Here is a 21,085-nt window from a genome sequence, read left to right as displayed (position 1 = left end):
CGGCGCAAATTCCCGCAAAACATAACCAGGGAGTTTCAATCATGGCAAAGGCAGTCAAGTTAACCACCCTCTCCATGGTGCTCGCGATGGGGCTGGCCCCCGTGGCGCTCGCCCAAAGTCCCCAATCCCAGGGCATGATGGGCTACGGCTGGGGCCAGGGCATGATGGGCCCGAACGGCATGATGGGCTGGGGAATGATGGGGCCCGGCGGATGGTCCAACCGCATGGGTCCGGGCATGATGGGTTACGGGTTGATGGGCCCCGGCATGATGATGGGCTACGGTGCGGTGATGGACGGCCAGCTCGCCTATGTGAAGGCCGAACTCGGAATCTCGGATACGCAGGCCCAGGCCTGGGATGACTATGTGAAAGCCCTCAAGGACCGCGCAACGACGATGCAGACCATGCACACGTCGATGATGCAGGGCATGCAAACCGGAACCGCACTTGATCGTATGCAGATCCACATCCAGGCGATGCAAGGCATGCTCGACAGCATGAAAGCCATCGTGCCGGCGACGGAAGCGCTCTACAAGACGTTGAACGACGACCAAAAGAAGAAAGCAGACCTGCTGCTGGGAACGGGCTGCTGCATGATGTGAAGCAATCCTTAGCAAGGCGGGCGGTTGGAGAAGGCAGACAAGTTCCAAAGGCTTGGCAGGAAGAACGCGCGAACCATCTGTGCGCTCATCGGGCTTGTCATCGCGCCAATTCAACTGACCGGCGCCGAGCTTCCGCTGCACCAAGTTGTCAAGGAACTGTTTGATGCCAGGCCGGACGCACCACCCGACTTTTCAGGAAAAGATTTGTCGCTGCTTGACCTGAGCGGCGTCGACTTCAAGCGCGCGAATCTCGCCGGCGCCAACCTGCTGGGTGACGATCTTTCCGGAGCGAACCTCGCGGGCGTCAAGCTGGCGGGTTCCAAGCTCGACCGCACGACGTTGGCGCGAGCGAATTTCAATGGGGCGGACCTTTCCCGCGCCACGCTCTTCGATGCGGTGGGATCGCTGACCTTCGAGGCGCCCGCCGCCAATGCGCCGACCTTCGTGGGCGCCAATCTGTCCGGCGCCCGCATCTTTGCCCGGCTGAGCCGCGCTGACTTCCGCAACGCCAACCTCGCGGGTGCCCGGCTCGGCACCGAGCGCAACCAATTCAAGATGCCGAAGCAGACCGACCTTTCCGGCGCGCTCTTCGGCGGCGCCAATCTGGAGGGCGCCGACCTCACCGGCGCCAACCTGATCTTCGCAAATATGGCCGCCGCAAATCTCAAGGGGGCCATCTTGACCCGAAGCGATTTGTCCAATGCGGATCTCAGCGGCGCGGAGCTCGCGGGAGCCGACTTTGCCGGCGCCAATATTTACGGGACAATTTTCAGGGGCGCCAAGGGACTGGCGGGGGCGAAAGGCCTCGACAATGCACTCAACCGCGACAAGGCCATTTTCTGAGAAGCCGGCATTACGCATTATTCATTGGTCAGTGTTGGGCCAGAGCTTATGTTGCGTCGCAGCTGAAGCTATGGCAGTTTGATTTGGTGAGGAATCGCTTTTTCCAGCGCTGGTTCGTGACGCTCGGCATGTTCGCCATGCTCGGGGCTCTCATTTCCATGCCTCTCACCGCGACCTACGCGCTGGCCATGGCGGGCACCCACGCCACAGTCTCCCACGGCATGACGATGGCCGATGCCAAGGGCGAGATGCCCTGCCAGAAGCCGATGAAGTCGTGCCCGGACTGCCCGCAGAAGGTCTGCCCGGAGATGGGCAGCTGCCTCGTGAAGTGCTTCCAGCCCTTGCCCGCCCCGATTTCCGAGGCGCGGCTTTCCCGTGACGTAATCGCCGAGCGCCTTGTGCCGTTGCCGGTCGCCGTCACCACCGGCTCCTTGATCCCTCCGCTCCTCCGACCTCCCAGCGTCTGAACCGCGCCCATCGGGCGTGACTGCGGCTGCGGCTGACGCCGTGGCTTCGCGCGCGTCGGCCAATGATGGCCCGCGCCGGTTCACGACAACAGGAGATACCATCATGAAAAGTTACTCATTGCGCGCGGCCGCCGTCGGCGTCGCGTTGCTCATGGCCATGGCCGGTTCGGCGATGGCTGACACCAAGGACTACGAGTTCCAGCTTCTCGACAAGGACGTGAAGGCCGGCGCTGCGGTCATCGCGGTGAAACTGGTCCACAAGCCCTCCGGGCGCGCCATCGCCGATGCGGTGATCTTCGCCAAGCGCATCGACATGGGCCCCGACGGCATGGAGATGATGACCGCGCCGATCGAAGCGGTCTCATCCACCGAGCCCGGCGTCTACAAGTTCAAGACCGACCTCGGCATGGCCGGGGATTGGGCCTTGACCCTGGGCGCCAAGGTGCAGGGCGAGACCGGCACGGTCGAGAACAAGCTCATCCTCAAGGCCGTGCAATGAGCCCGCTCAAGGCATTGGTTTCCGTCGCAGCGATTGTCGCTGCGGCGGGAGCCGGCTTGTGGGCCGGCCAGACTGGCCTGCTCAAGCTGCCGATGACCGCCGCGGCGATGACCGAGGCGCACCCCGCCGCCAGCGGGCCCGTCATCTATTACCGCGACCCGAACGGCAAGCCGTTCTACTCGCTGACGCCGCGCAACACCGACGGCGGCCAAGCCTATGTGGCCGTGCTCGCCAGCGAGGACGTGTCGCTCGAGCCCAAGCCCAAGACCGATGCAGTTGCCCAAGCGGCAGCGTCATCCGGCGACAAGAAGATCAAGTATTACCGCAACCCGATGGGCCTGCCGGACACCTCGCCGGTGCCGAAGAAAGACAGCATGGGGATGGATTACATCCCGGTCTACGAGGGCGAGGACAGCGACGACGGCTCCATCAAGGTCTCTCCGGGCAAGATCCAGCGCACCGGCGTCGAGACCGTAGCAGTCGGCCGCCACCAAATGACCCGCACCATCCAGGCGCCGGGGTCGGTCGCCATTGACGAGCGCCGCGTCGCGGTGGTGGCACCGAAGTTCGACGGATACGTCGTGAAAGTCAGCGACGTCACCACCGGCACGCACGTCAAGGAAGGCGATGTGCTGGCGACGGTGTTCGGCCAGGCCATCCTCGACCAGGCCGCGCGCCTGCTCATCGAGCAGAACTCCGGCTTCGTGCGCGGCGACGACGCATTCACGCCCCCCGGCCTCAAGGGTCCCGGTGGCGTGGTTGGTGCCAGCCGCCGGCTGGAAAACCTCGGCGTCACGCAGGAGTTCATCGACCAGGTCAAGCGCAACCGGCAGGTGCCTGACACCTTCACCATCCGCGCGCCCATCAGCGGCGACGTGCTCGAACGCAACTGGAGCGACGGCCAGGGCTTCAAGGCGGGCGACGTCGGCTTCCGCATTGCCGACCACAGTGTAGTGTGGGTGATGGCAGACGTGGCCGAAGGGGACATCGCCCTGGTCAAGCCCGGCCAGCGCGTAAACGTGATGATGCGCGCTTATCCCGGCCGCGTCTTCGCGGGCAAGGTCACGGTTGTTTATCCGCACCTGATGAAGGAAACGCGCACCGCCCAGGTCCGCATCGAGTTGCCCAATCCCGATATGGCGCTGCTGCCGGACATGTACGGCAACGTCGAGATCGCCACCGGCGGCAACGCAGACACGTTGGCTATTCCCGCCAGCGCGGTGATCGACAGCGGCAACCGGCAGGTGGTGCTGGTGGACCTGGGCAATGGCCGCTACGAACCGCGCGACGTGAAGCTCGGGCGAACGGGCGACGGTTTCCGCGAGGTGCTGAGCGGCCTCACGCAAGGCGACAAGGTGGTGGTCAATGGCAACTTCCTCATCGACGCTGAGAGCAACCTGCAATCCGCCCTGAAAGGCTTTGAGGCGGCTTCGCCCACCATGCCATCCAACACGGAGGCCAGCCAATGATCGGCCGCCTGATCGCCTGGTCGGCGAAGAACCTGATGCTGGTGTTCATCGCCACCGCCTTCGCGGTGGTGGCGGGGGTGTGGGCGGTGAAAACCTTGCCCCTCGACGCCATCCCCGACCTCTCCGACACCCAGGTTATCGTCTACACCGAGTTCCCCGGCCAGTCGCCGCAGGTGGTGGAGGACCAGGTCACCTATCCGCTGACCACCTCGATGCTCACCGTGCCGCGCTCCAAGGTGGTGCGCGGCTTCTCGTTCTTCGGCGTGTCCTTCGTCTACATCATCTTCGAAGACGGCACCGACATCTATTGGGCGCGCTCGCGCGTATTGGAATACTTGAGCGCCGCCGCCAAGCGCTTGCCGACCGGCGTGACGCCGACCCTCGGCCCCGACGCCAGCGGCGTGGGCTGGGTCTACCAATACGCCTTGCAGGCGCCCAACAAATCCCTCGCCGACCTGCGCTCCATGCAGGATTGGGACGTCCGCTTCGGGCTGTCTAAAGCCGAGGGCGTGGCGGAAGTCGCCAGCGTCGGCGGCTTCGTCAAGCAGTACAACGTCATCGTCGACCCGAGCCGCCTGCGCAGCCTCGACATCCCGCTGGACAAGATCCGCGACGTCATCCGGGGCAACAACATGGACGTCGGCGGCCGCACGCTGGAGCTGTCCGAGCACGAGTTCATGGTGCGCGGCCGCGGCTACCTCAAGGGCGTGGGCGACCTCGAGAACATCGTGGTCAAGGCCGACGGCGGCGCGCCGGTCCTCTTGAAAGACGTTGCGCGTGTGGAATTGGCCGGCGACGAACGGCGCGGCATCGCCGAACTCAACGGCGAAGGCGAAGTGGCCAGCGGCATCGCCCTGCAGCGCTCGGGCGCCAATGCGCTGACCGTCATCGACAACGTCAAGGACCGGCTGAAGGAGATCATGCCGTCGCTGCCGGCGGGCACGCAGATCCTGCCCGTCTACGACCGTTCGCAGCTCATCGAGCGCGCCATCGAAACCCTCAAGCACACGCTGTTTGAGGAAAGCGTGGTGGTGGCGCTGGTGTGCATCATCTTCCTGCTGCACTTCAGGAGCGCGCTGGTCGCCATCCTGATGCTGCCGGTCGGCATCCTGATGGCGTTCACTGCCATGAAGGCGCTCGGCCTCGGCTCCAACATCATGAGCCTCGGCGGCATCGCCATCGCCATCGGCGCGATGATCGACGCCGCCATCGTGATGATCGAGAACGCCCACAAGCACCTGGAGCGCGCACCCAAAGGCAAACCGCGCCTCCAGATCCTGGTGGACGCGGCGGCGGAGGTGGGTCCGGCGTTGTTCTTCTCGCTGTTGGTGATCACCGTGTCGTTCCTGCCGATCTTCACGCTGGAGTCGCAGGAAGGGCGGTTGTTCGGGCCGCTGGCCTTCACCAAGACCTTCGCCATGGCCTCGGCCGCGCTGCTGTCGGTGACGCTGGTGCCGGCGCTGATGGTGATTTTCGTGCGCGGGCGGATCATCCCCGAGGAGAAGAACCCCATCAACAAGGCGCTCATCGCCGTCTACCGACCGGTGATCAAGGGCGTGCTCAGGGCGAAGACGCTGACCATCGTGCTCGCGGCGCTGATCCTCGCGGTGTCCGTGTGGCCGGTGACCAAGGTCGGCAGCGAGTTCATGCCCAACCTCAACGAAGGCACGCTGCTGTTCATGCCGACCACGCTGCCGGGCATCTCGATCACCAAGTCGGCGGAGCTGCTGCAGACCCAGGACCGCATCATCAAGTCGTTCCCCGAGGTGGCGTCGGTCTATGGCAAGGCCGGGCGCGCACAGACCGCCACAGACCCGGCGCCGACCGAGATGTTCGAGACGGTGGTCAACCTCAAGCCCAAGGAGGACTGGCGCCCCGGCGTGACCGTCGACAGCCTGGTCGCCGAAATGGACAAGGCGCTGCAGTTCCCCGGGGTCTCCAACGCCTGGACCATGCCGATCAAGGCCCGCATCGACATGCTGTCCACCGGCATCCGGACGCCGGTGGGCATCAAGGTGATTGGTACCGACCTCACCGCCATGGATGGCGTCGCCCGCCAGGTCGAAACCGTCCTCAAAACCGTCCCAGGCACCTCCAGCGCCTATGCCGAACGGGTGATGGGCGGCTATTACCTCGAGATCGTCCCCAACCGCGAGCGTCTGGCGCGCTACGGCCTGATGGTCTCGGACGTGCAGGACGTCATCTCGATGGCGCTCGGCGCCGAGCCGATCACCACCACCGTCGAAGGCCGCGAACGGTATACGGTCGCCTTGCGCTATCCGCGTGATCTCCGCTCGGACCCGCAGGCCATCGCCAAGGACGTGGTGGTCTCCTTGCCCGGCGGCGGCACGGTGCCGTTGGGCGAGGTCGCCGACATCCGGCTGACCCAAGGCCCGACCACCATCCGCACCGAGAACGCCAAGCTCGCGACCTACGTCTACGTCGACATCCGCGACCGCGATTTGGGCGGCTACATCGCCGACGCCAAGAAGGCGGTGGAGGCGCAGGTGAAGCTGCCGCCGGGAACCTACCTCGTGTGGTCGGGTCAGTTCGAGTACCTGGAACGGGCGGAAGCGCGCCTGCAGATGGTCGTCCCGGTGACGCTGATGATCATCTTCCTGCTGCTCTACCTCAACTTCCAGCGCCTGACCGAGACCCTGATCGTCATGCTGTCGCTGCCGTTCGCGCTGGTGGGCGGCTTCTGGCTGATGTGGTGGCTGGGGTTCAACCTCTCGGTCGCGGTGGCGGTGGGCTTCATCGCGCTGGCCGGCGTTGCCGCCGAAACCGGCGTGGTGATGCTCATCTACCTCGACCACGCCTCGCGCGAGGTCCAGGCCGAGTGCCTGCTTGAAGGTCGGCCGTTCACGCGGGAGGACCTCTACCGGTCCATCATGGTCGGCGCGGTGGAGCGCGTCCGGCCGAAGATGATGACGGTGGTGGCTATCATGGCGGGTCTCTTGCCCATCATGTGGAGCACCGGCACCGGCTCCGAGGTGATGCAGCGCATCGCCGTGCCGATGATCGGCGGCATGGTCTCGTCCACGCTGCTGACGCTCATCGTCATCCCCGCCATCTACGGCTTGGTGAAAGGCTGGCGGCTTCCGGCCAAGGCGGCGGTCCGCACCCACCGGCTTGAAGCGGAGCACCGGCCATGATGGGCGGCGGCATGAACGGCATGATGTGGGCCATGGACATCCTGGGCCTGTTGCTCCTCGCGGCGCTGGTGCTCGGCATCGCCGCGTTGGGCAAATATCTCTTTGCGCGGAAGTGATGGGCATATGCAGATGATACGCACGCTGATCATCGTGGTGCTGGCGCTGGCCTCGGCTTTCGCGCCAGTCGCGGGCGCCGCCATGGCCAAACCCTGCACGATGGCCACCGAGATGCGCGCGGGCAGCCCGACTGAATGCCCGTGCCACAGCGCGATGAAGGATTGCGCCTCGCTGCCGCAATGCCGGACTTCCGCCGGTTGCGCCAGCCAGTGCTTCACGGCTGGCGCTTGGCTGCCGACGGAGAGCGCCTTCACAGGCTCGGCGGTATCCCGTGAGCGGAGCATCTACGAGGCCCGTTTCACGTCGCTGATGCTTAAGCCGCCCGCCCCGCCCCCACGAGGATAGCCGCGCGTCGCACCACAGGTGCCGCGCGCTCGGGACACGTTTCAGAACCGGACGGCCTGCACGTTGCGACTCTGCGGAGCACCCGGCGGAGCCGTCATCCAAAACCTTCAATTCAAAGGACTACCAACCATGAAGATCCTCTCGAAAGCCGCCGTCGCGGCCGTTGCCCTAGTTGCCAGTTCGCTAGCCAGCCAGGCGAACGCGGAGACCACCGTGCGCTTCATGCCCAAGGGCGGCGTTCCGTACACCTACACGGTGCGACCGGAACAGCAGAAGGTCGCCGCGCGGCCGGTGCACTACCGGCATGTCGCCAAGGGCTACGTCAATGTGAAGACGGCCAACAAGGCGGACGTCGCGCACTAACGCGAGCTCAGGTGCGTCGGTCGGTGTCCGGCCGGCGCATTTGCTCTGGGCGAGCGAGGAATGAACGGGGGGGAGCTCGGCTTCTGCTACAGGCCTAGCGGATGCAAGTTGGAGCCTATTTAATACATCACCCACCGGGATCTGGATGAGAATGCGCCGTGAACTAGGAGTAACCGCCATGATCAAGCTTCAATCGACGGTCACATGCCCCGAGTGCGGTCATCAATCGGCGCAGACCATGCCCGAGGACGCCTGCCAATACATTTACGTTTGCGAACGCTGCGGCGTGCAGCTCAAGCCCAAAAAAGGGGATTGCTGCGTTTATTGCTCGTATGGCGACGTACCATGTCCTCCCGTGCAGCAAGAACGGACCAGTTCCATGAGCAAGGAATGAGCGGAAGCCGAGGCACTTTGCGGGGCAATCCCCGCGACGCGGCAACCACCATCTCCATCCGCTTGCGATCGTCAACTGATTTTGCTTCCTGGGCCCTCGGCGGGCCGCGCTAGATCGCGACGTTGAATTCAACCCGCTACAGCGCTAAACAGCTCACCTTCAAATTAGATCACTAGCGACACTGCGCGGGTTTATCCCCACGTTCGAGCGCCGGCATGCCGGTCGCGGCAGGCGGCCTCTACCCCTTCTTCGGCGTGCTGCTGTCTCCGATCATCGCGGCGGCGGCGACGGCGTTGTCCTCGGTAAGCGTGGCAGGCAACGGCCTGCGGCTCAACCGGAGACGGCTTTGAGGCGAAAGGGAGCATGCTTGACCGGGGACAATGTCCACCGGCATCCGCCCCGGCGTACTAGGTTGGACGGCGCTTGCAGGAGAAGAGGCCAATGAACCACCGCGAACCGGCGCCCTTCCAAGGCAACCACCTCGTGATCTTGCTCACCGTTCTGGCTGCGGTGGCCTTGGCCGTTCTTTGGCCCGCGCACGGCGGCCATTTCCTGAACCTGCTACCGATCTTCCTTGTCTTGATGTGCCCGCTGATGCACCTCTTCATGCATCACGGGCACCGGCATCATAAGGATGAGGCCAGGCCCAATAAGGCAACGGACGACATGGACGGCAAGGCTAAGCGCTGACGTCGATCACCACCATCAGTCCACCGCCGCCGTTGGTCTCCGTGTTGTTGTTGGTGGTGTGGTGGCCGATGTGGCAGTGGATCAGCCACTTGCCAGGATTGCGCGCGGTCCAGATCACATCGTAGCGCTGTCCGGGCCCGAGGTTGACCGTGTCCGCCAGGTACCGTGCGGAGGCCGGGAGCGTCTCGCCGTCCCGCGCCACCACCAGAAACGGTCCGCCATGGATGTGCATGGGATGGATGAAGCCGTTGCTTGATCCGATGAAGCGCACCTTGAGTGTTTCCCCGACGCGCATGTGGATCGTCTCGGTTGAGGGATAGGAGCGGCCGTTGATCGTGAAGTAGTTGGGCTGCGCGCCATCCATTGGCATGGCAGGATAGGTCAGGCCCTCGCGCATAAGCCACTCCTGCACCTGAAGCGTATACTCGTGCGTCGCGTCGAGACTGGGATCGGGCGTCTGCGGATCGATGATGAAGGCGCCGTAGAGGCCAAGCGCCTGCTGCCGATCAACGTGGTCGTGGGAATGGTAGAAAAACGTGCCGGCCTGCCCGGCGCGGAACTCGTAATGGTAGACCCCGCCCTTTTCAATGGGGTCTTGCGTGACCTTGGCGGGTCCGTCCATGGCATTGGGCAGGATTAGCCCATGCCAATGCACGCTCGTAGTCGTGGGCAAATGGTTGGTGACATTGATGCGGACCACGTCTCCCTGCCGCACGCGCAAAGTCGGCCCCGGCACCTGGCCGTTGAACGCATAGGCGTCGACCGCCACGCGCGGCAGGATCTGCCATTGGATCACCGCGGCATCGAGGTCGAATACCTTGACCCCATTTTCGAGGCGGGGCTGAATCTCGCGCGCACCGTTGACATCCATGCCGAACTTGGCTGTGACCAGCCTCGGGTCGATTGCCGCCATGTCGCGCATGGTGTCGGCTGAAGTATCCCGGTCCATAATCATACCCCGAGGCATGATGAGGTCTCCGACTTCGCGCGCGCTCAGCGACAGGTTGATCCAATTGGCCGGGGCGACGAGGCCTATCAGCAAAGCCACAAGCGACACGCCTGCCCACGCTGCCGTCTGCGGTGACGTGGCATCGCTTTCCATGTGATGATGTTCGCCTCCCGCCGCATCACCGTGCCGAGGTCCGTGACCGCCATGTTGCTGAGTGCGCACGGTCATGAGACCGTGCTTGAGGCGGAACGCTACCATCCAGATATTCGCCGGGTAGGCCACCGCGAAGCCCACAGTGACCCCAAGGGACATCACGCCCCAGAACAGCAGCTCCGTGGGATCCATCGCCCGCATGTCCCGCCCCATCATGAGGAAGCTCATCACGGGAGCCATGCCGGCCATCATGAAGTTCATGCTGATGAATTCGGGAAGGAAGCTGCGTTTCAGGTTTTCGAGATAGGTGCCGCCCATCATGCTCATCATGAAAAGCGACTGGAAGATGAAGAGCCCGAAAGCGAATCCCGCAAGATACTCGATGATGAGGTCGAGCCACATGGGCAAGCCGAGGGTGGCAGTCACCACGGCGGCAAGGATGATGCCCGTGGCGTCCCCGGCGACGCAGTGGATCGCAGAGCCGATACCCTGCTTCCACAATGGCCGCGTGAACTCCTCATGGGTTCCGGGCTGAGGTTCCTTGTCGGCGATCACGTAGAGCAGAAGCCCCAGCGGTCCCATGTACAGCGTGACGAGCACGAAGCCCCATTTCATGACCGCCGGTTCGGGATTGCCACGGAACTGGTCGAGGGCGACGTAGAGGGCGGACAGACCGGCGAGGAACAACCAGCCAGCCACGAAATAATCGATCGGTTGGACAAACATGGGTTTCCCGTGTGCTGTGAAGCTTGCAGATGGCGCTTACACCCGGCAAAGTGGTTTGAACAGAATTCACCGTTGATGTTTGCGGTGATCCGGCCCCCAATTGCCGTCGTGCCTCTTCCTATCGTGCGGGCTCACCGCCGGTTCACCGGTTTTTCGCGTGTAACATACCGCGAAGCGTCCCTCATTGTTGTGGCAGTGACGGTATGCCCGCGTATCGACGCGTTGAAAGGCTGCTTCGCCCGGCATGTTACCTCGAGGCAGCGGCATAGCCGCCGCGCCGTTGGAAGCCACGTTCAGCATAGCAAGCATCAGGCCTGTGCCACGCGCCATTGTTCTAGTTTTGCAAGTCATCGTTTAGTCCTCGCCAAGGAAACGGCGTCTAAGAAAATTGTACGATTAGCGGACGGCCTACGGGGGACGGAGGCCGCCCGCCGCGCGGTCACTTGGCCTTTTCGACTTTCATGACCGTGATCTGCCCGTTGACCTTGTCAGCGCTGAACTTGATCTTCTCGCCGGGCTTCACATCCTTCAGCATCGCGGGGTCGCTGGCTTTGAACACCATCGTCATCGCACCCATGTCGAGATTGGTGATGGCGTCGTGCTTGATGGTCATCTTGCCGGCGGACTCGTCCACCTTCTTCACTTCGCCATTGATCATCGGCAGTGAGTTGGCGTCCTCGGCGATGGCCAATGGGCTGAGCGACATCAGCGCCAGGGCAGCGGCAAGCAGGCTGGTAGTGGGTCGTTTCATAGTTACAAACTCCTCATGCTGTTTGGTGGTGGTGGGATTGGGGCCGCGTCATTTGACGAGGACCTTCCCGTGCATCCCGGCCTCGTAGTGGCCGGGGATCAGGCAGGCGAATTCGAACTCGCCGGATTTTGTGAACCGCCAGAGGATTTCCTTCTGCTTCCCCGGTTCGACGGTTTGGGCATTTGGATCGTCGTGCTCCATCTCGGGGTTCTTCTGCATCTCGACCCGATGGCTGGCGTTCTGGGCCACCGACGCGAGGTGGAACTCGTGCTTGAGCGCTCCCCCATTGTGGATGATGAACTTGATCTGCTCACCGCGCTTCACGTCGATTTCAGCCGGGGAATAAATCATCGCCCCGTCCTTCTCCGACATGGTGACCTCCAGCACGCGGAATGGCCGCTTGGCATCGCCGGGCTCACCGGCGGCGAAATCGTCATCATCCTCGCCTTCATGCGCGATGGCGCTTGGCGCCACCGAGGGCAGAACGCCGAGATGCGTGACGGCGCCGAGTACGGCCATTGCCGCGAGGACCTGGTACTTACGAAGCATGGACATCTTTTCTCCCTGTTGTTGACTCAGTGGTTCATCGGACCCGTGGGCTTCACCACATGCATCTCGACGTCATTCGGATTGTTCTTGATGGGGGGCGCCTCTGCCGCGCTTGCGAGCTCGCCCTTCCATTCCCGGGCCACCGTACCCTCGGGGTGCTTAAACCAGCCGGGGTCCTTGTAATCGTTGCGGTCGAGCCCCTCTCGAACCTTCAGCACGGTGAACATGCCGCCCATCTCGATCGGTCCGTACTGGCCGTAGCCTGTCATCATGGGCAGCGTGTTGTCGGGAAGCGGCATCTCCATTTCGGCCATGTCGGCGCCGCCCGCCTGGCCCATCGGCATGTAACCGTCCGGAATGACTTTCGAGATCTTCTGCTGCATGCTTTTGAGATCGACCCCGACGTAGGTCTTCACGTCATGGCCCATGGCATTCATGGTGTGATGCGACTTGTGGCAGTGGAACGCCCAATCGCCGGGATGCGCCGCGATGAACTCCACAGCGCGCATCTGTCCCACCGCGCAATCAACCGTCACTTCCGGCCAGCGCGCCTCAGGTCGCGTCCAGCCGCCGTCGGTGCACGTCACCTCGAACTCGTGACCGTGCAGGTGAATCGGGTGGTTGGTCATGGTGAGGTTGCCGAAGCGGATGCGGACCTTGTCGTCCTTGCCCACCACCATGTGGTCGATGCCGGGGAACGCGCGGCTGTTGAAGGTCCACAAGTTGAAATCGAGCATGGTGTTGACCTTGGGCACATACGAACCAGGCTCGATGTCATACGCGTTGAGGAGAAATACGAAGTCGCGGTCGACGCGGTGCAAGGACGGATCCTTGGGATGCACGACGAAGAACCCCATCATGCCCATGGCCATCTGCAGCATCTCGTCTGCGTGCGGGTGGTACATGAACGTGCCAGAGCGCCGGATCTCAAACTCGTAGACGAAGGTTTGGCCGGGTTTGATCTGCGGCTGCGTGAGCCCGCCAACGCCGTCCATCCCGTTGGGCACCGGCATGCCGTGCCAATGGATGGTGGTGTGTTCCGGCAGCTTGTTGGTGACGAAGATCCGGACCTTGTCGCCCTCAACCGTTTCGATGGTGGGCCCCGGCGATTGCCCGTTGTAACCCCAAAGATGCGCCTTCATTCCCGGCGCAATTTCCCTCACCACCGGTTCCGCCACCAAGTGGAATTCCTTCCAGTCCCCGTTCCGCCGCCAGGGCAGCGTCCAGCCGTTGAGTGTGACGACGGGCTGATAATCCTGCCCGCTTGAGGGATACAGCGGCGGCTGCATGAGCGGCGATGCCTGGGTCGGCGCTTCTGGAATCGCCGCCGCGGCGACGCGGCCGGTGACCTGGCTGACGCCCGCGAGCGCGAACCCGGATGCGGCGATGAAATTGCGGCGCGTGACTGTCATGCGCGGTGGTCCTTCCTAGTCGTTTTGTGCGCTGGCTTGTTGGCTCGGGGTCGGTCCGCCGCCCGCGTCTCCGCCACCGATGATCGCGGCCTGCATCTCGACATCCGCGAGCCAGAAATCGCGCTTGGCGTTGATGGCCTGGATGTTGGCGGAGATCCGGTCGCGGGCGTCGGTCAGCAGGCCGAACAGGTCGGAAAGCATACCGTTGTAATTGAGGAGGGTTTGCTCCGAGATCGTCTCCCTCAGCGGCAGGATGGTCTTCTCGTAATAGCGGGCGATGTCGTAGGAGCCGCGATAGGCCTGGTACGCTTGCCGGGCATCCGCACGGACATTGACAGCCTTGTCCACCAGTGCATTCACCGCGTGGAGATAGGTTTCCTCGGCACGCCTCGTCTTGACCTCCCCGAAATCGTAGATCGGGACCTGGAAACTCAATTCGTAGCCGCTGCGCGGCGTCCGCTCGCCCGGCTTGATCTCGTTGCGGTCGACGCCGCTCGCCTCGAGCACGTCGATGAAGCGCGTCGCGTGGGTGAGGCCGTAGTCCTTGGCCAGCGCGGCCAGCTCCATCCGCATCTGTTGGAGGTCGATGCGTGCGCCGACCGCCTCGGTCTCCACGTCCCGGGCGATGCGAGGCTTGGGCGGCAGGGCCGGAAGTTTCTCAGGCAGGCGATAGGAGAGCTGATCGCCCCACAAGCCGAGCGCGCGGTTGAGGTCCTCGCGGGCTTTCCGCTGATTGAGCCGCGCCGTGGCAAGCTCACCGTTTACCTCGGCGTAGAAGGCATGTTCTCGCGCCTGATCGAGTTTGGGCAATGCGCCGGTCTCACCTAGCTTCTTCGCCAGCTCGGATACAGCATCGGCCGCCGCGCGCGACTGCTCGAGGAATTTAACAGTCTCGGCCGCCGCCACAGCACGGTAGTACGCGCGGCGGCCTTCGGCGGCCGCACCGAACGTCGCGGCAATGGCGCGCGCTTGGGCGACCTTGAACTTATCCGCGGCAATCTCGCGCCGCCGCGGCAACGTCAGGAGCGCCAGGATGTTCTGCGTCACCTGGCGTTCGATCTCGAGTTCGGCGCCGGTCAGATGCACGAGGGAGAACGTCGGCGCCGGTGGCAAGCTGGCCTCAATCATATCGGTCTCGGCGACGCCTAGGTCGTTGTAGGCCGCCTGCAAGGCGCGGTTGTTAAGCAATGCGACCTTGACGGCGGCCGCCGGCGTCAGCGGCGCGGAAAGGATTGCGCTGACGCGCGCCCGCGCCGCGGCGGCATCCGCATCGTTCCTGATTTTCATTGCAGGCGCGCCAAGCACGCTTCCAGTCTGGTCCGCGACGAGAGCCATCCCGCCATCCTTTGAAAATTGGGCGCAGCCGCCGAGCCCCAGCCCGGCTGTTGCGATTGCCAAGGCGGCGCCGGCGCCCCCGCGCCAAACGAACCGCCGCACCTTCCCCCCGTGCATGTCGTTCCTCTCTTCATTCCGAAATTGACGGTTTCAGTGGGCGCGTTGACCCTGCGGATCGTCCTGGCCTTGCGGTTGCTTCGGCGCGACCTGGCGGTTGACGTCCCCCCACGGCAACGGCTCGACCGGCTCGTAACCTTTCGCGCCCGCGTTCACCGGCGTGTAAGATTGGCCGCGAACTGCAACGGGCTGGTCAGGCATCGGACCCGCGACGGGCCAAGGCAGACCGGCATCGCCCCAACCGGCAAGCGCCGGAAGCAGCAACGCCATGGCGAATGCGCGCATAAACATGCGTGACCTCTTGCAACGAGGTTGAACGGCTGCCGACGAGCGCATGGCAAAGTGCCACGGGGCGCGTCGACATGAAATGTCATTGGAAAAATGCGGCGCCCCCGATCAGGGTTTTCCGCGCATAGGCCGAGAACCGGCCGCGCCCATCCGGACGCAATTAGGCTCTGGGAGGTCTCTCAAGACCGAATTTGCGGTCCAGGGCGCGCAAACTCATGTCGCGGGGAACACCGACGCGTGTGACCAACGGCGCATGCAACAAAACTTGCCCGTCCTGGCTCATCGCAGATGATGAAGGCCCGCAAGGTGCACAATGGGAAGGTCCATCGCAACAGCACTCGCCATTGCAATGGCCGCTCGGCAAGACGCTCGAATTTTCGAACTGGGCATCAGTTGTGACGATGCTCTGATCCGTGTCAGCAGTTGCAACCTGGACCTGGGGCGTCGCCCGCTCATCTTGGCCGCCGTGCGCACTCGCCGCCGCAGGCACGCCGAACAGCGCGAGTGCAAACAATGCGAGGATTTGAAACCAGGTGCGCAAAGCGAATCGATCCAAACGTGCAGCCTATTTGCCGCGAAATCCGCTGTGTTCTCAAGTTTAAAGACGGGAAAAGGTTCCCGTCCACGACTTCATGTTGTTGCAATGCAACTCGTTTGTCCAGTTACGAATCTTTAGTAAGTCGGCCAACGGACCTGCACTTGCCCGTGCCACAGTTGAAGTCCGCTTCCTTCCGCCGAACACGGTGGAGAACGGCGCACCGGTTAAAGCGGCGTGACTTCAGCCTTCACGGCTCAGCCGGAGAATCGGAAAGTGGCATGCGCAGGTGCATGACCGGCTGGTCGCAATGGCGCCGTTCCTGTCAAGACGGACGTCGCCCACGAATGGGTTAGGTGAATCGTCGGGTCTCCGGGCGGAGCACTTTATTCGCTTCGCCCATCCACGGCGGAGGGCAGGTTCACCCGGCGAGTCAGCTCCTCCGCGCTTTCCTTCCGCTCGCTGTAACGGTCGACGAGGTAGTCCGCCCGGTCGCGGGTGAGCAGGGTGAACTTCACCAGTTCCTCCATCACGTCCACCACGCGGTCGTAGTAGGCGGACGGCTTCATGCGGCCGTTCTCATCGAATTCGTTGAAGGCCTTGGCCACCGAGGACTGGTTGGGGATGGTGATCATTCGCATCCAGCGGCCGAGCACGCGCATCTGGTTCACGGCGTTGAAGGACTGCGAGCCACCGCTGACCTGCATCACCGCCAACGTCTTGCCCTGCGTTGGCCGGACGGCGCCGGTGGACAAGGGAATCCAGTCGATCTGAGACTTCATCACGCCGCTCATCGCGCCGTGGCGCTCGGGCGAGCACCACACCTGGCCCTCGGACCACGCGGCTAGCTCTCGCAACTCTTGCACCTTGCGGTGCGTCTCCGGCGCGTCGTCCGGCAGTGGCAGGCCGTGGGCATGGTAGATCTTGGTCTCGGCGCCGAAGTGCTCGAGCAGCCGCGCGGCTTCCATGGCGAGGAAGCGGCTGTAGGATCGCGCGCGCAACGAACCGTAAAGCAGCAGGATGCGAGGCTTATGGGTGTCGGCCGCCGCAAGCTTGTCCTTGGCGGGCATGTGCAGATGTTCGTGGGCGACATTGTGAAGGTCGCTGGCGCCGTTCTTGCTCATCAGGCGGTCTTCCTCGCCGGCACCACTTCGCCGTCCTCCTTGGTGAAGGTACCGATGTCGGCGTTCGGCAGAATGTCGATCACGACCTCTGATGGCCGGCACAGCTTCACACCGCGCGGCGTCACCACGATCGGTCGGTTGATGAGGATGGGATGCTCCATCATGAAATCAACCAGTTGGTCATCGGTCCACTTTTGATTTCCGAGGTCGAGTTCGGCGTAGGGCGCGCCCTTCTTGCGCAGAAGTTCGCGCGGACCAATGCCCATGAGCTTCATCAGATCCACGAGCGTTGCGCGCGTGGGCGGCGTCTTCAGGTACTCAATGACTTCCGGCTCCTCGCCGCTTTGGCGGATCATCGCCAGCGTGTTCCGCGACGTGCCGCAGGCGGGGTTGTGGTAGATGGTGATGATCATCTTTATTCTCCCGCCTGCGCCGATAGTCCACGCTTCCTGACGGCATGCCCGGCCTCGTACCAATTCCGGGAAGAATTGACGATCTTCACCACCGACAACATCACCGGCACTTCAATGAGCACGCCGACCACGGTGGCCAGCGCCGCGCCGGAGTGAAGGCCGAACAGGCTGATCGCCGCCGCCACCGCCAGCTCGAAGAAATTGCTCGCGCCGATGAGCGCGGAAGGACCGGCGACGCAATGGGCTTCGCCCGCCGCGCGATTCAGGAAATAAGCCAGCGCAGAGTTGAAGTAGACCTGGATGAGAATAGGCACTGCCAGCATGGCGATGATCAGCGGCTGTCCCAGGATCTGTTCGCCCTGGAAGCCGAACAGCAGCACCAGCGTGGTGAGCAGCGCCAGCAGGGACAGAGGCTGGATGCGGCCCAGCAAAGCGTTCAAAGCCGGTTGGCCGCCGCTGGAGAGGACGACGCTGCGGATGAGTTGGGCGAGGATGACCGGCACCACGATGTAAAGTGCCACCGACAGGATGAGGGTGTTCCAAGGCACCGTGATCGCCGAAAGCCCAAGCAGCAGGCCGACAATCGGCGCGAAGGCGAAGACCATGATGACGTCGTTGAGCGCCACCTGACTCAGCGTGAAGTGCGGCTCGCCGTCCGAGAGGTTGCTCCAGACGAAGACCATGGCGGTGCAGGGCGCGGCCGCCAGCAAGATGAGCCCGGCGATGTAGCTGTTGATCTGCTCGGCGGGCAGGTAGGGCCGGAATAGCCAGCCCACGAAAATCCAGCCCAGCAGCGCCATCGAGAACGGCTTAACGGCCCAATTGATGAAAAGGGTCACGCCGATGCCGCGCCAATGCGCCGTCACCTTGGACAACGCCGCGAAGTCGATCTTCACCAGCATCGGGATGATCATCAGCCAGATAAGGGCGGCGACGACGAAGTTCACGTTGGCCACTTCCGCCCCGGCGATCGCCGCGAAGGCGGAGGGGAAGAAATGGCCAAGCGCGATCCCGACGACGATGCAGAGGGCGACCCACACCGTCAGGTAGCGTTCAAAATTGGACATGCTCAGGCTCTCTCCGGGCTCGTGACGTTTTTGGACCGACCGATGCCGTCGAGCTGCTGCTGCAGGCTCAATTCATCCAAAGATGAGAGCGGCAGGCTGGTGAAGATGCTGATGCGGTTGTTGAGCATGCGGTAGGTATCGGCGAAAGCGAGCGTCTTCTCCACGTCGGTGCCCTGGACCTCGACCGGGTCGGGGACGCCCCAATGCGCCGTCATTGGCTGGCCCGGCCAATATGGGCACACCTCGTTGGCGGCGTTGTCGCAAACCGTGAACACGAAATCCAACTCCGGCGCGCCGAGCGCGGTGAACTCTTCCCAGGACTTCGACCGCATGGTGCTGGTGTCGTAGTTGAGCTTGCTCAGCAGGGCGATGGTCATCGGATGGACCTGGCCTTTGGGCATGCTGCCCGCGCTGTAGCCTTTGAATTTCCCGGCGCCGACGCGGTTGATGATGGCCTCGCCGATGATGGAACGGGCGGAATTTCCGGTGCAGAGAAAGAGCACGTTATACGGACGGTCTCGCTTCATTTCGTTTCTCCCTTACACAGCTTGCGCGCTTTTTTGATTGTTGAACCGCAAAGCTCGGGGTTCCCCTGGCAGCAATCCTCGGTGAGGAAGGTCAAGAGCTGCCGCATGCCTTCAACGTGAAGGGCATAGCGGATGTACCGGCCGACCCGCGTGGCGTGGATCAGCCCAGCACGGTCCAACTCCTTGAGATGAAAGGAAGCGCCCGTGGGCGTTGCGCCCACGGCCTCGGCGATTTCCGATGCGGGCAGGCCATTTGGGCCCTCCCGCACCAGCAGGCGGAAGATGGCGAGGCGTTGGTCATGCGCCAGGGCGGCAAGTCGGATGACGGCGTCTTTGCTGTTCATTGGTCCATACTACAAGGATTCTTGTAGTATGCAAGGGGTGCAATTTATTTTCTGTATGGCGTTATGCTAAGATCCTGATATGCGACACCACTTTGTCCCGCAATTCCTTCTCCGCGCTTGGGCGGACGGCTCCTCCGACGGGAAGCTGCAAGAGTTCCTGGTTGACCACGAAGGCGTACCCACCAGCCGGCGCGCCCCGAAGGGGACCGGATTCCAAGACGACCTCTACGCGCTGTCGAAGGACAACGTAGCGGGGATGGACAAACACGCCGTCGAGGCCAAGTTCCTTTCACGGCTCGATGATGAAGGCGCGAAGATCCGCCGCAAACTGATCGAGGGCAAACCACTAACAGGAGACGAGGTGGCGGTCTGGACGACCTTCGTCATGGGCCTGCGCGCGCGCCAACCCGCCATGGTTTCCAAGATCAAAAGCGCGGTGGCCGAGGCGATGAGGGAGAGCATCGCCAAAGACCCGGAACAGTACCAAGCGTTGGCCAAGGCCGTTGATCCGCCAACGCTGGAGGAGTGGGCCGAGCAGCATTTCCCGGGGCTCATTGAAAACTACGGGCTGTCCATGCTGGCCGATATTGCCGGCCACGAGGACGTGGCGGCCAAGGTTCGGAAGTTGTTGTGGGGCGTGATGGACGTCTCCAAAGGCAAGCACGACTTGATGCTCAGCGACCAGCCCTGTGTTTGGATTGGGGGCATCGACGCACCGCAGCTGATCATCGCGCTCCCACTATCACCAGCAAAGGCTTTCCTTGCCGTTCGGGGAGAGGCGACGGCCAATGCGCTTGTTCGCGCTGACACGGCGGAATTGGCCAAAAGATTGAATGAGAATTCGGTCGGCCAGGCTCAACGGCGCGTCTACGCTCGGGACGAAACGGCCGCTGACTTCGTCCGTGATGCGATGGTCAGAAAGAAGGCCTCTTAAAGCCCAGAGGCTTCGCTTACTACACCGTCGGTAGCCCGTCCGACAGATCGCGGGTTTGCGCTCAAACTGTTACAGTACTGAACAGGCCACCCTCAAACTAAAACACTACCCGAAATGCGCATCATCAAGGACATGGATTTTTCCCGGTCCTTAAATTGCTCGATAACCGCGAGGCTGCCCCGCGACATCGCATTGTCCGTCAACTGATACCGCTGTTCCCCATCGCTGAACCCGTACAATTCCGGATTGGTGTAGGGGCCTTTCTGGGAAGCGGCGGCCATACACACCCCGAGGGCAAACTTAAACTCAGCAGGGTCGACGGCAGGCACCAGGCGTTCTTGGCTCATCATCTGCTCCGCGAAGGATGAAGGGGGGCGCCAGTCTAGACGATTCGCAAACCCTCATCGGTCCCGAATAATTGGCAAGAACATCACAGGGGGTGCCAAGGAGCGTACACCTTGTATGCGTCCTGCCCAAACTGACAGCAGGGTGGCTTGGTGCGGTGACAGCTTGGTGTCTTTGATGTCGGCACCATGCTTTTCACAGAGGAAACAAACCGCCGCGGTAACGTGCGCATCTACGCGACGCAGCAAGCGTCGGTGGTGACGTACTTCGAGGACGACGGCGACGGCGGCACCATGCTGCACACCGAACCCGGCGAATTCCTCAGCCCCTACGTTGCCACCACCGAACTATTCACCGCCGTGCGCACCGCCGTGTTGGAAGAAGCCGCCAAGCGCCTCTCGTGTCCGGTGGACAAGGTGCTTTCCCGCTCGATGTCCGAACTCTCCCTGGTGTGCGATCCGGTGCTGCGCGAAAAGGCGACGTGGACCGGCAAACGGCACACCCGCGAGCCCGTACGATAATCACCCGCTTCCCCGCTCTTTCACCTGTCTTCCCCGTTCAGACTCAAGTAA

The 21,085-nt window shown here is 62.9% G+C and carries 25 protein-coding genes; 13 read left to right on the top strand and 12 right to left on the bottom strand.

Going from position 1 to position 21,085, the window contains the following annotated elements; all coding sequences use genetic code 11:
* Positions 1 to 41 precede the first annotated feature (41 nt).
* The 11 genes from RLW41_RS18880 (at position 42) to RLW41_RS18830 (ending at position 8,944) form a co-directional block, all read left to right on the top strand.
* Positions 42 to 602: a Spy/CpxP family protein refolding chaperone gene (locus tag RLW41_RS18880; RefSeq protein WP_046847836.1), complete on the top strand. Its 561-nt coding sequence runs from the start codon at positions 42 to 44 to the stop codon at positions 600 to 602.
* Positions 603 to 626: 24 nt separating this feature from the next.
* Complete coding sequence (locus tag RLW41_RS18875) at positions 627 to 1,445, top strand: pentapeptide repeat-containing protein (protein WP_052750924.1); 819 nt, start codon at positions 627 to 629, stop codon at positions 1,443 to 1,445.
* Positions 1,446 to 1,531: 86 nt separating this feature from the next.
* Positions 1,532 to 1,912, top strand: a complete 381-nt coding sequence (locus RLW41_RS18870; protein WP_046847837.1) for a hypothetical protein — start codon at positions 1,532 to 1,534, stop codon at positions 1,910 to 1,912.
* 103 nt (positions 1,913 to 2,015) lie between these two features.
* A complete protein-coding gene (locus tag RLW41_RS18865) occupies positions 2,016 to 2,411 on the top strand; it encodes a FixH family protein (RefSeq protein WP_046848456.1) in 396 nt (131 codons plus the stop codon).
* Positions 2,408 to 3,880 carry an efflux RND transporter periplasmic adaptor subunit gene (locus RLW41_RS18860; RefSeq protein ID WP_046847838.1) on the top strand — a complete coding sequence of 491 codons (1,473 nt, stop codon included), beginning with the start codon at positions 2,408 to 2,410 and terminating at the stop codon, positions 3,878 to 3,880. Before RLW41_RS18865 ends, RLW41_RS18860 begins: the two co-directional genes overlap by 4 nt.
* Positions 3,877 to 7,035: an efflux RND transporter permease subunit gene (locus RLW41_RS18855; protein ID WP_046847839.1), complete on the top strand. Its 3,159-nt coding sequence runs from the start codon at positions 3,877 to 3,879 to the stop codon at positions 7,033 to 7,035. The genes RLW41_RS18860 and RLW41_RS18855 overlap by 4 nt, the downstream gene beginning before the upstream one ends.
* Positions 7,036 to 7,158: 123 nt before the next feature.
* The gene (locus RLW41_RS18850) at positions 7,159 to 7,497 is read left to right on the top strand and encodes a hypothetical protein (protein WP_046847840.1); all 339 of its coding nucleotides are present in this window, start codon (positions 7,159 to 7,161) and stop codon (positions 7,495 to 7,497) included.
* 129 nt (positions 7,498 to 7,626) lie between these two features.
* Complete coding sequence (locus RLW41_RS18845) at positions 7,627 to 7,860, top strand: hypothetical protein (RefSeq protein WP_046847841.1); 234 nt, start codon at positions 7,627 to 7,629, stop codon at positions 7,858 to 7,860.
* A gap of 178 nt (positions 7,861 to 8,038) precedes the next feature.
* A complete protein-coding gene (locus RLW41_RS18840; protein ID WP_083984146.1) occupies positions 8,039 to 8,254 on the top strand; it encodes a GDCCVxC domain-containing (seleno)protein in 216 nt (71 codons plus the stop codon).
* Positions 8,255 to 8,469: 215 nt separating this feature from the next.
* Positions 8,470 to 8,604 (top strand): hypothetical protein, encoded by a 135-nt coding sequence (locus tag RLW41_RS18835; RefSeq protein ID WP_280136166.1) that lies wholly within the window; start codon positions 8,470 to 8,472, stop codon positions 8,602 to 8,604.
* Between the two features lie 91 nt (positions 8,605 to 8,695).
* The gene (locus tag RLW41_RS18830) at positions 8,696 to 8,944 is read left to right on the top strand and encodes a DUF2933 domain-containing protein (RefSeq protein WP_046847842.1); all 249 of its coding nucleotides are present in this window, start codon (positions 8,696 to 8,698) and stop codon (positions 8,942 to 8,944) included.
* On the opposite strand, the gene RLW41_RS18825 is transcribed toward RLW41_RS18830, so the two are convergent.
* The 11 genes from RLW41_RS18825 to RLW41_RS18775 form a co-directional block, all read right to left on the bottom strand.
* On the bottom strand, positions 8,934 to 10,772 hold the full coding sequence (locus RLW41_RS18825; protein WP_046847843.1) for a DUF4396 domain-containing protein: 1,839 nt from the start codon (positions 10,770 to 10,772) through the stop codon (positions 8,934 to 8,936). The two genes, RLW41_RS18830 and RLW41_RS18825, sit on opposite strands and share 11 nt — an antisense overlap.
* A 439-nt stretch (positions 10,773 to 11,211) precedes the next feature.
* On the bottom strand, positions 11,212 to 11,523 hold the full coding sequence (locus RLW41_RS18820) for a copper-binding protein (RefSeq protein WP_052750925.1): 312 nt from the start codon (positions 11,521 to 11,523) through the stop codon (positions 11,212 to 11,214).
* Positions 11,524 to 11,571: 48 nt separating this feature from the next.
* Entirely contained in the window at positions 11,572 to 12,072 is a 501-nt protein-coding gene (locus RLW41_RS18815; RefSeq protein WP_414462465.1) for a plastocyanin/azurin family copper-binding protein, read from the bottom strand.
* A 26-nt stretch (positions 12,073 to 12,098) separates the two neighbouring features.
* A complete protein-coding gene (locus RLW41_RS18810; protein WP_046847846.1) occupies positions 12,099 to 13,484 on the bottom strand; it encodes a multicopper oxidase family protein in 1,386 nt (461 codons plus the stop codon).
* A gap of 15 nt (positions 13,485 to 13,499) precedes the next feature.
* Positions 13,500 to 14,819, bottom strand: a complete 1,320-nt coding sequence (locus RLW41_RS18805) for a TolC family protein (RefSeq protein WP_244466181.1) — start codon at positions 14,817 to 14,819, stop codon at positions 13,500 to 13,502.
* Positions 14,820 to 14,969: 150 nt separating this feature from the next.
* Positions 14,970 to 15,227 (bottom strand): hypothetical protein, encoded by a 258-nt coding sequence (locus RLW41_RS18800; protein WP_143440541.1) that lies wholly within the window; start codon positions 15,225 to 15,227, stop codon positions 14,970 to 14,972.
* Positions 15,228 to 16,145: 918 nt separating this feature from the next.
* On the bottom strand, positions 16,146 to 16,886 hold the full coding sequence (gene arsH, locus RLW41_RS18795) for an arsenical resistance protein ArsH (protein WP_414464612.1): 741 nt from the start codon (positions 16,884 to 16,886) through the stop codon (positions 16,146 to 16,148).
* A complete protein-coding gene (arsC, locus tag RLW41_RS18790) occupies positions 16,883 to 17,296 on the bottom strand; it encodes an arsenate reductase (glutaredoxin) (protein ID WP_046847851.1) in 414 nt (137 codons plus the stop codon). Before arsC ends, arsH begins: the two co-directional genes overlap by 4 nt.
* 2 nt (positions 17,297 to 17,298) lie before the next feature.
* Complete coding sequence (gene arsB / locus RLW41_RS18785; protein ID WP_046847852.1) at positions 17,299 to 18,363, bottom strand: ACR3 family arsenite efflux transporter; 1,065 nt, start codon at positions 18,361 to 18,363, stop codon at positions 17,299 to 17,301.
* A 2-nt stretch (positions 18,364 to 18,365) separates the two neighbouring features.
* Complete coding sequence (locus tag RLW41_RS18780) at positions 18,366 to 18,890, bottom strand: arsenate reductase ArsC (RefSeq protein ID WP_046847853.1); 525 nt, start codon at positions 18,888 to 18,890, stop codon at positions 18,366 to 18,368.
* Complete coding sequence (locus RLW41_RS18775; protein WP_046847854.1) at positions 18,887 to 19,234, bottom strand: ArsR/SmtB family transcription factor; 348 nt, start codon at positions 19,232 to 19,234, stop codon at positions 18,887 to 18,889. The genes RLW41_RS18780 and RLW41_RS18775 overlap by 4 nt, the downstream gene beginning before the upstream one ends.
* Before the next feature lie 79 nt (positions 19,235 to 19,313).
* Between RLW41_RS18775 and RLW41_RS18770 the strand changes: the two genes are divergently transcribed.
* Positions 19,314 to 20,168, top strand: coding sequence for a DUF4238 domain-containing protein (locus RLW41_RS18770; RefSeq protein WP_046847855.1), 855 nt, complete (start codon positions 19,314 to 19,316; stop codon positions 20,166 to 20,168).
* A gap of 92 nt (positions 20,169 to 20,260) precedes the next feature.
* Here RLW41_RS18770 and RLW41_RS18765 read toward each other — a convergent pair whose 3' ends face one another.
* Positions 20,261 to 20,518, bottom strand: a complete 258-nt coding sequence (locus RLW41_RS18765; protein WP_414462464.1) for a hypothetical protein — start codon at positions 20,516 to 20,518, stop codon at positions 20,261 to 20,263.
* 183 nt (positions 20,519 to 20,701) lie between these two features.
* Between RLW41_RS18765 and RLW41_RS18760 the strand changes: the two genes are divergently transcribed.
* Complete coding sequence (locus tag RLW41_RS18760; RefSeq protein ID WP_414462463.1) at positions 20,702 to 21,034, top strand: hypothetical protein; 333 nt, start codon at positions 20,702 to 20,704, stop codon at positions 21,032 to 21,034.
* The last annotated feature ends 51 nt before the right edge of the window (positions 21,035 to 21,085 follow it).

Source organism: Hyphomicrobium sp. DY-1 (assembly GCF_047497105.1).
Lineage (GTDB): Bacteria > Pseudomonadota > Alphaproteobacteria > Rhizobiales > Hyphomicrobiaceae > Hyphomicrobium_B.
Note: the sequence above shows the minus strand (reverse complement) of the source record. Positions and strands in the feature narration are given on the sequence as shown.

Coding starts and splice junctions, on each gene's coding strand:
- RLW41_RS18880 (WP_046847836.1), top strand. CDS start 42: ATGGCAAAGGCAGTCAAGTTAACCACCCTCTCCATGGTGCTCGCGATG.
- RLW41_RS18865 (WP_046848456.1), top strand. CDS start 2,016: ATGAAAAGTTACTCATTGCGCGCGGCCGCCGTCGGCGTCGCGTTGCTC.
- RLW41_RS18860 (WP_046847838.1), top strand. CDS start 2,408: ATGAGCCCGCTCAAGGCATTGGTTTCCGTCGCAGCGATTGTCGCTGCG.
- RLW41_RS18855 (WP_046847839.1), top strand. CDS start 3,877: ATGATCGGCCGCCTGATCGCCTGGTCGGCGAAGAACCTGATGCTGGTG.
- RLW41_RS18850 (WP_046847840.1), top strand. CDS start 7,159: ATGCAGATGATACGCACGCTGATCATCGTGGTGCTGGCGCTGGCCTCG.
- RLW41_RS18845 (WP_046847841.1), top strand. CDS start 7,627: ATGAAGATCCTCTCGAAAGCCGCCGTCGCGGCCGTTGCCCTAGTTGCC.
- RLW41_RS18840 (WP_083984146.1), top strand. CDS start 8,039: ATGATCAAGCTTCAATCGACGGTCACATGCCCCGAGTGCGGTCATCAA.
- RLW41_RS18835 (WP_280136166.1), top strand. CDS start 8,470: ATGCCGGTCGCGGCAGGCGGCCTCTACCCCTTCTTCGGCGTGCTGCTG.
- RLW41_RS18830 (WP_046847842.1), top strand. CDS start 8,696: ATGAACCACCGCGAACCGGCGCCCTTCCAAGGCAACCACCTCGTGATC.
- RLW41_RS18825 (WP_046847843.1), bottom strand. CDS start 10,772: ATGTTTGTCCAACCGATCGATTATTTCGTGGCTGGCTGGTTGTTCCTC.
- RLW41_RS18820 (WP_052750925.1), bottom strand. CDS start 11,523: ATGAAACGACCCACTACCAGCCTGCTTGCCGCTGCCCTGGCGCTGATG.
- RLW41_RS18815 (WP_414462465.1), bottom strand. CDS start 12,072: ATGCTTCGTAAGTACCAGGTCCTCGCGGCAATGGCCGTACTCGGCGCC.
- RLW41_RS18810 (WP_046847846.1), bottom strand. CDS start 13,484: ATGACAGTCACGCGCCGCAATTTCATCGCCGCATCCGGGTTCGCGCTC.
- RLW41_RS18805 (WP_244466181.1), bottom strand. CDS start 14,819: ATGGCTCTCGTCGCGGACCAGACTGGAAGCGTGCTTGGCGCGCCTGCA.
- RLW41_RS18800 (WP_143440541.1), bottom strand. CDS start 15,227: ATGTTTATGCGCGCATTCGCCATGGCGTTGCTGCTTCCGGCGCTTGCC.
- arsC (WP_046847851.1), bottom strand. CDS start 17,296: ATGATCATCACCATCTACCACAACCCCGCCTGCGGCACGTCGCGGAAC.
- arsB (WP_046847852.1), bottom strand. CDS start 18,363: ATGTCCAATTTTGAACGCTACCTGACGGTGTGGGTCGCCCTCTGCATC.
- RLW41_RS18780 (WP_046847853.1), bottom strand. CDS start 18,890: ATGAAGCGAGACCGTCCGTATAACGTGCTCTTTCTCTGCACCGGAAAT.
- RLW41_RS18775 (WP_046847854.1), bottom strand. CDS start 19,234: ATGAACAGCAAAGACGCCGTCATCCGACTTGCCGCCCTGGCGCATGAC.
- RLW41_RS18770 (WP_046847855.1), top strand. CDS start 19,314: ATGCGACACCACTTTGTCCCGCAATTCCTTCTCCGCGCTTGGGCGGAC.
- RLW41_RS18765 (WP_414462464.1), bottom strand. CDS start 20,518: ATGATGAGCCAAGAACGCCTGGTGCCTGCCGTCGACCCTGCTGAGTTT.
- RLW41_RS18760 (WP_414462463.1), top strand. CDS start 20,702: ATGCTTTTCACAGAGGAAACAAACCGCCGCGGTAACGTGCGCATCTAC.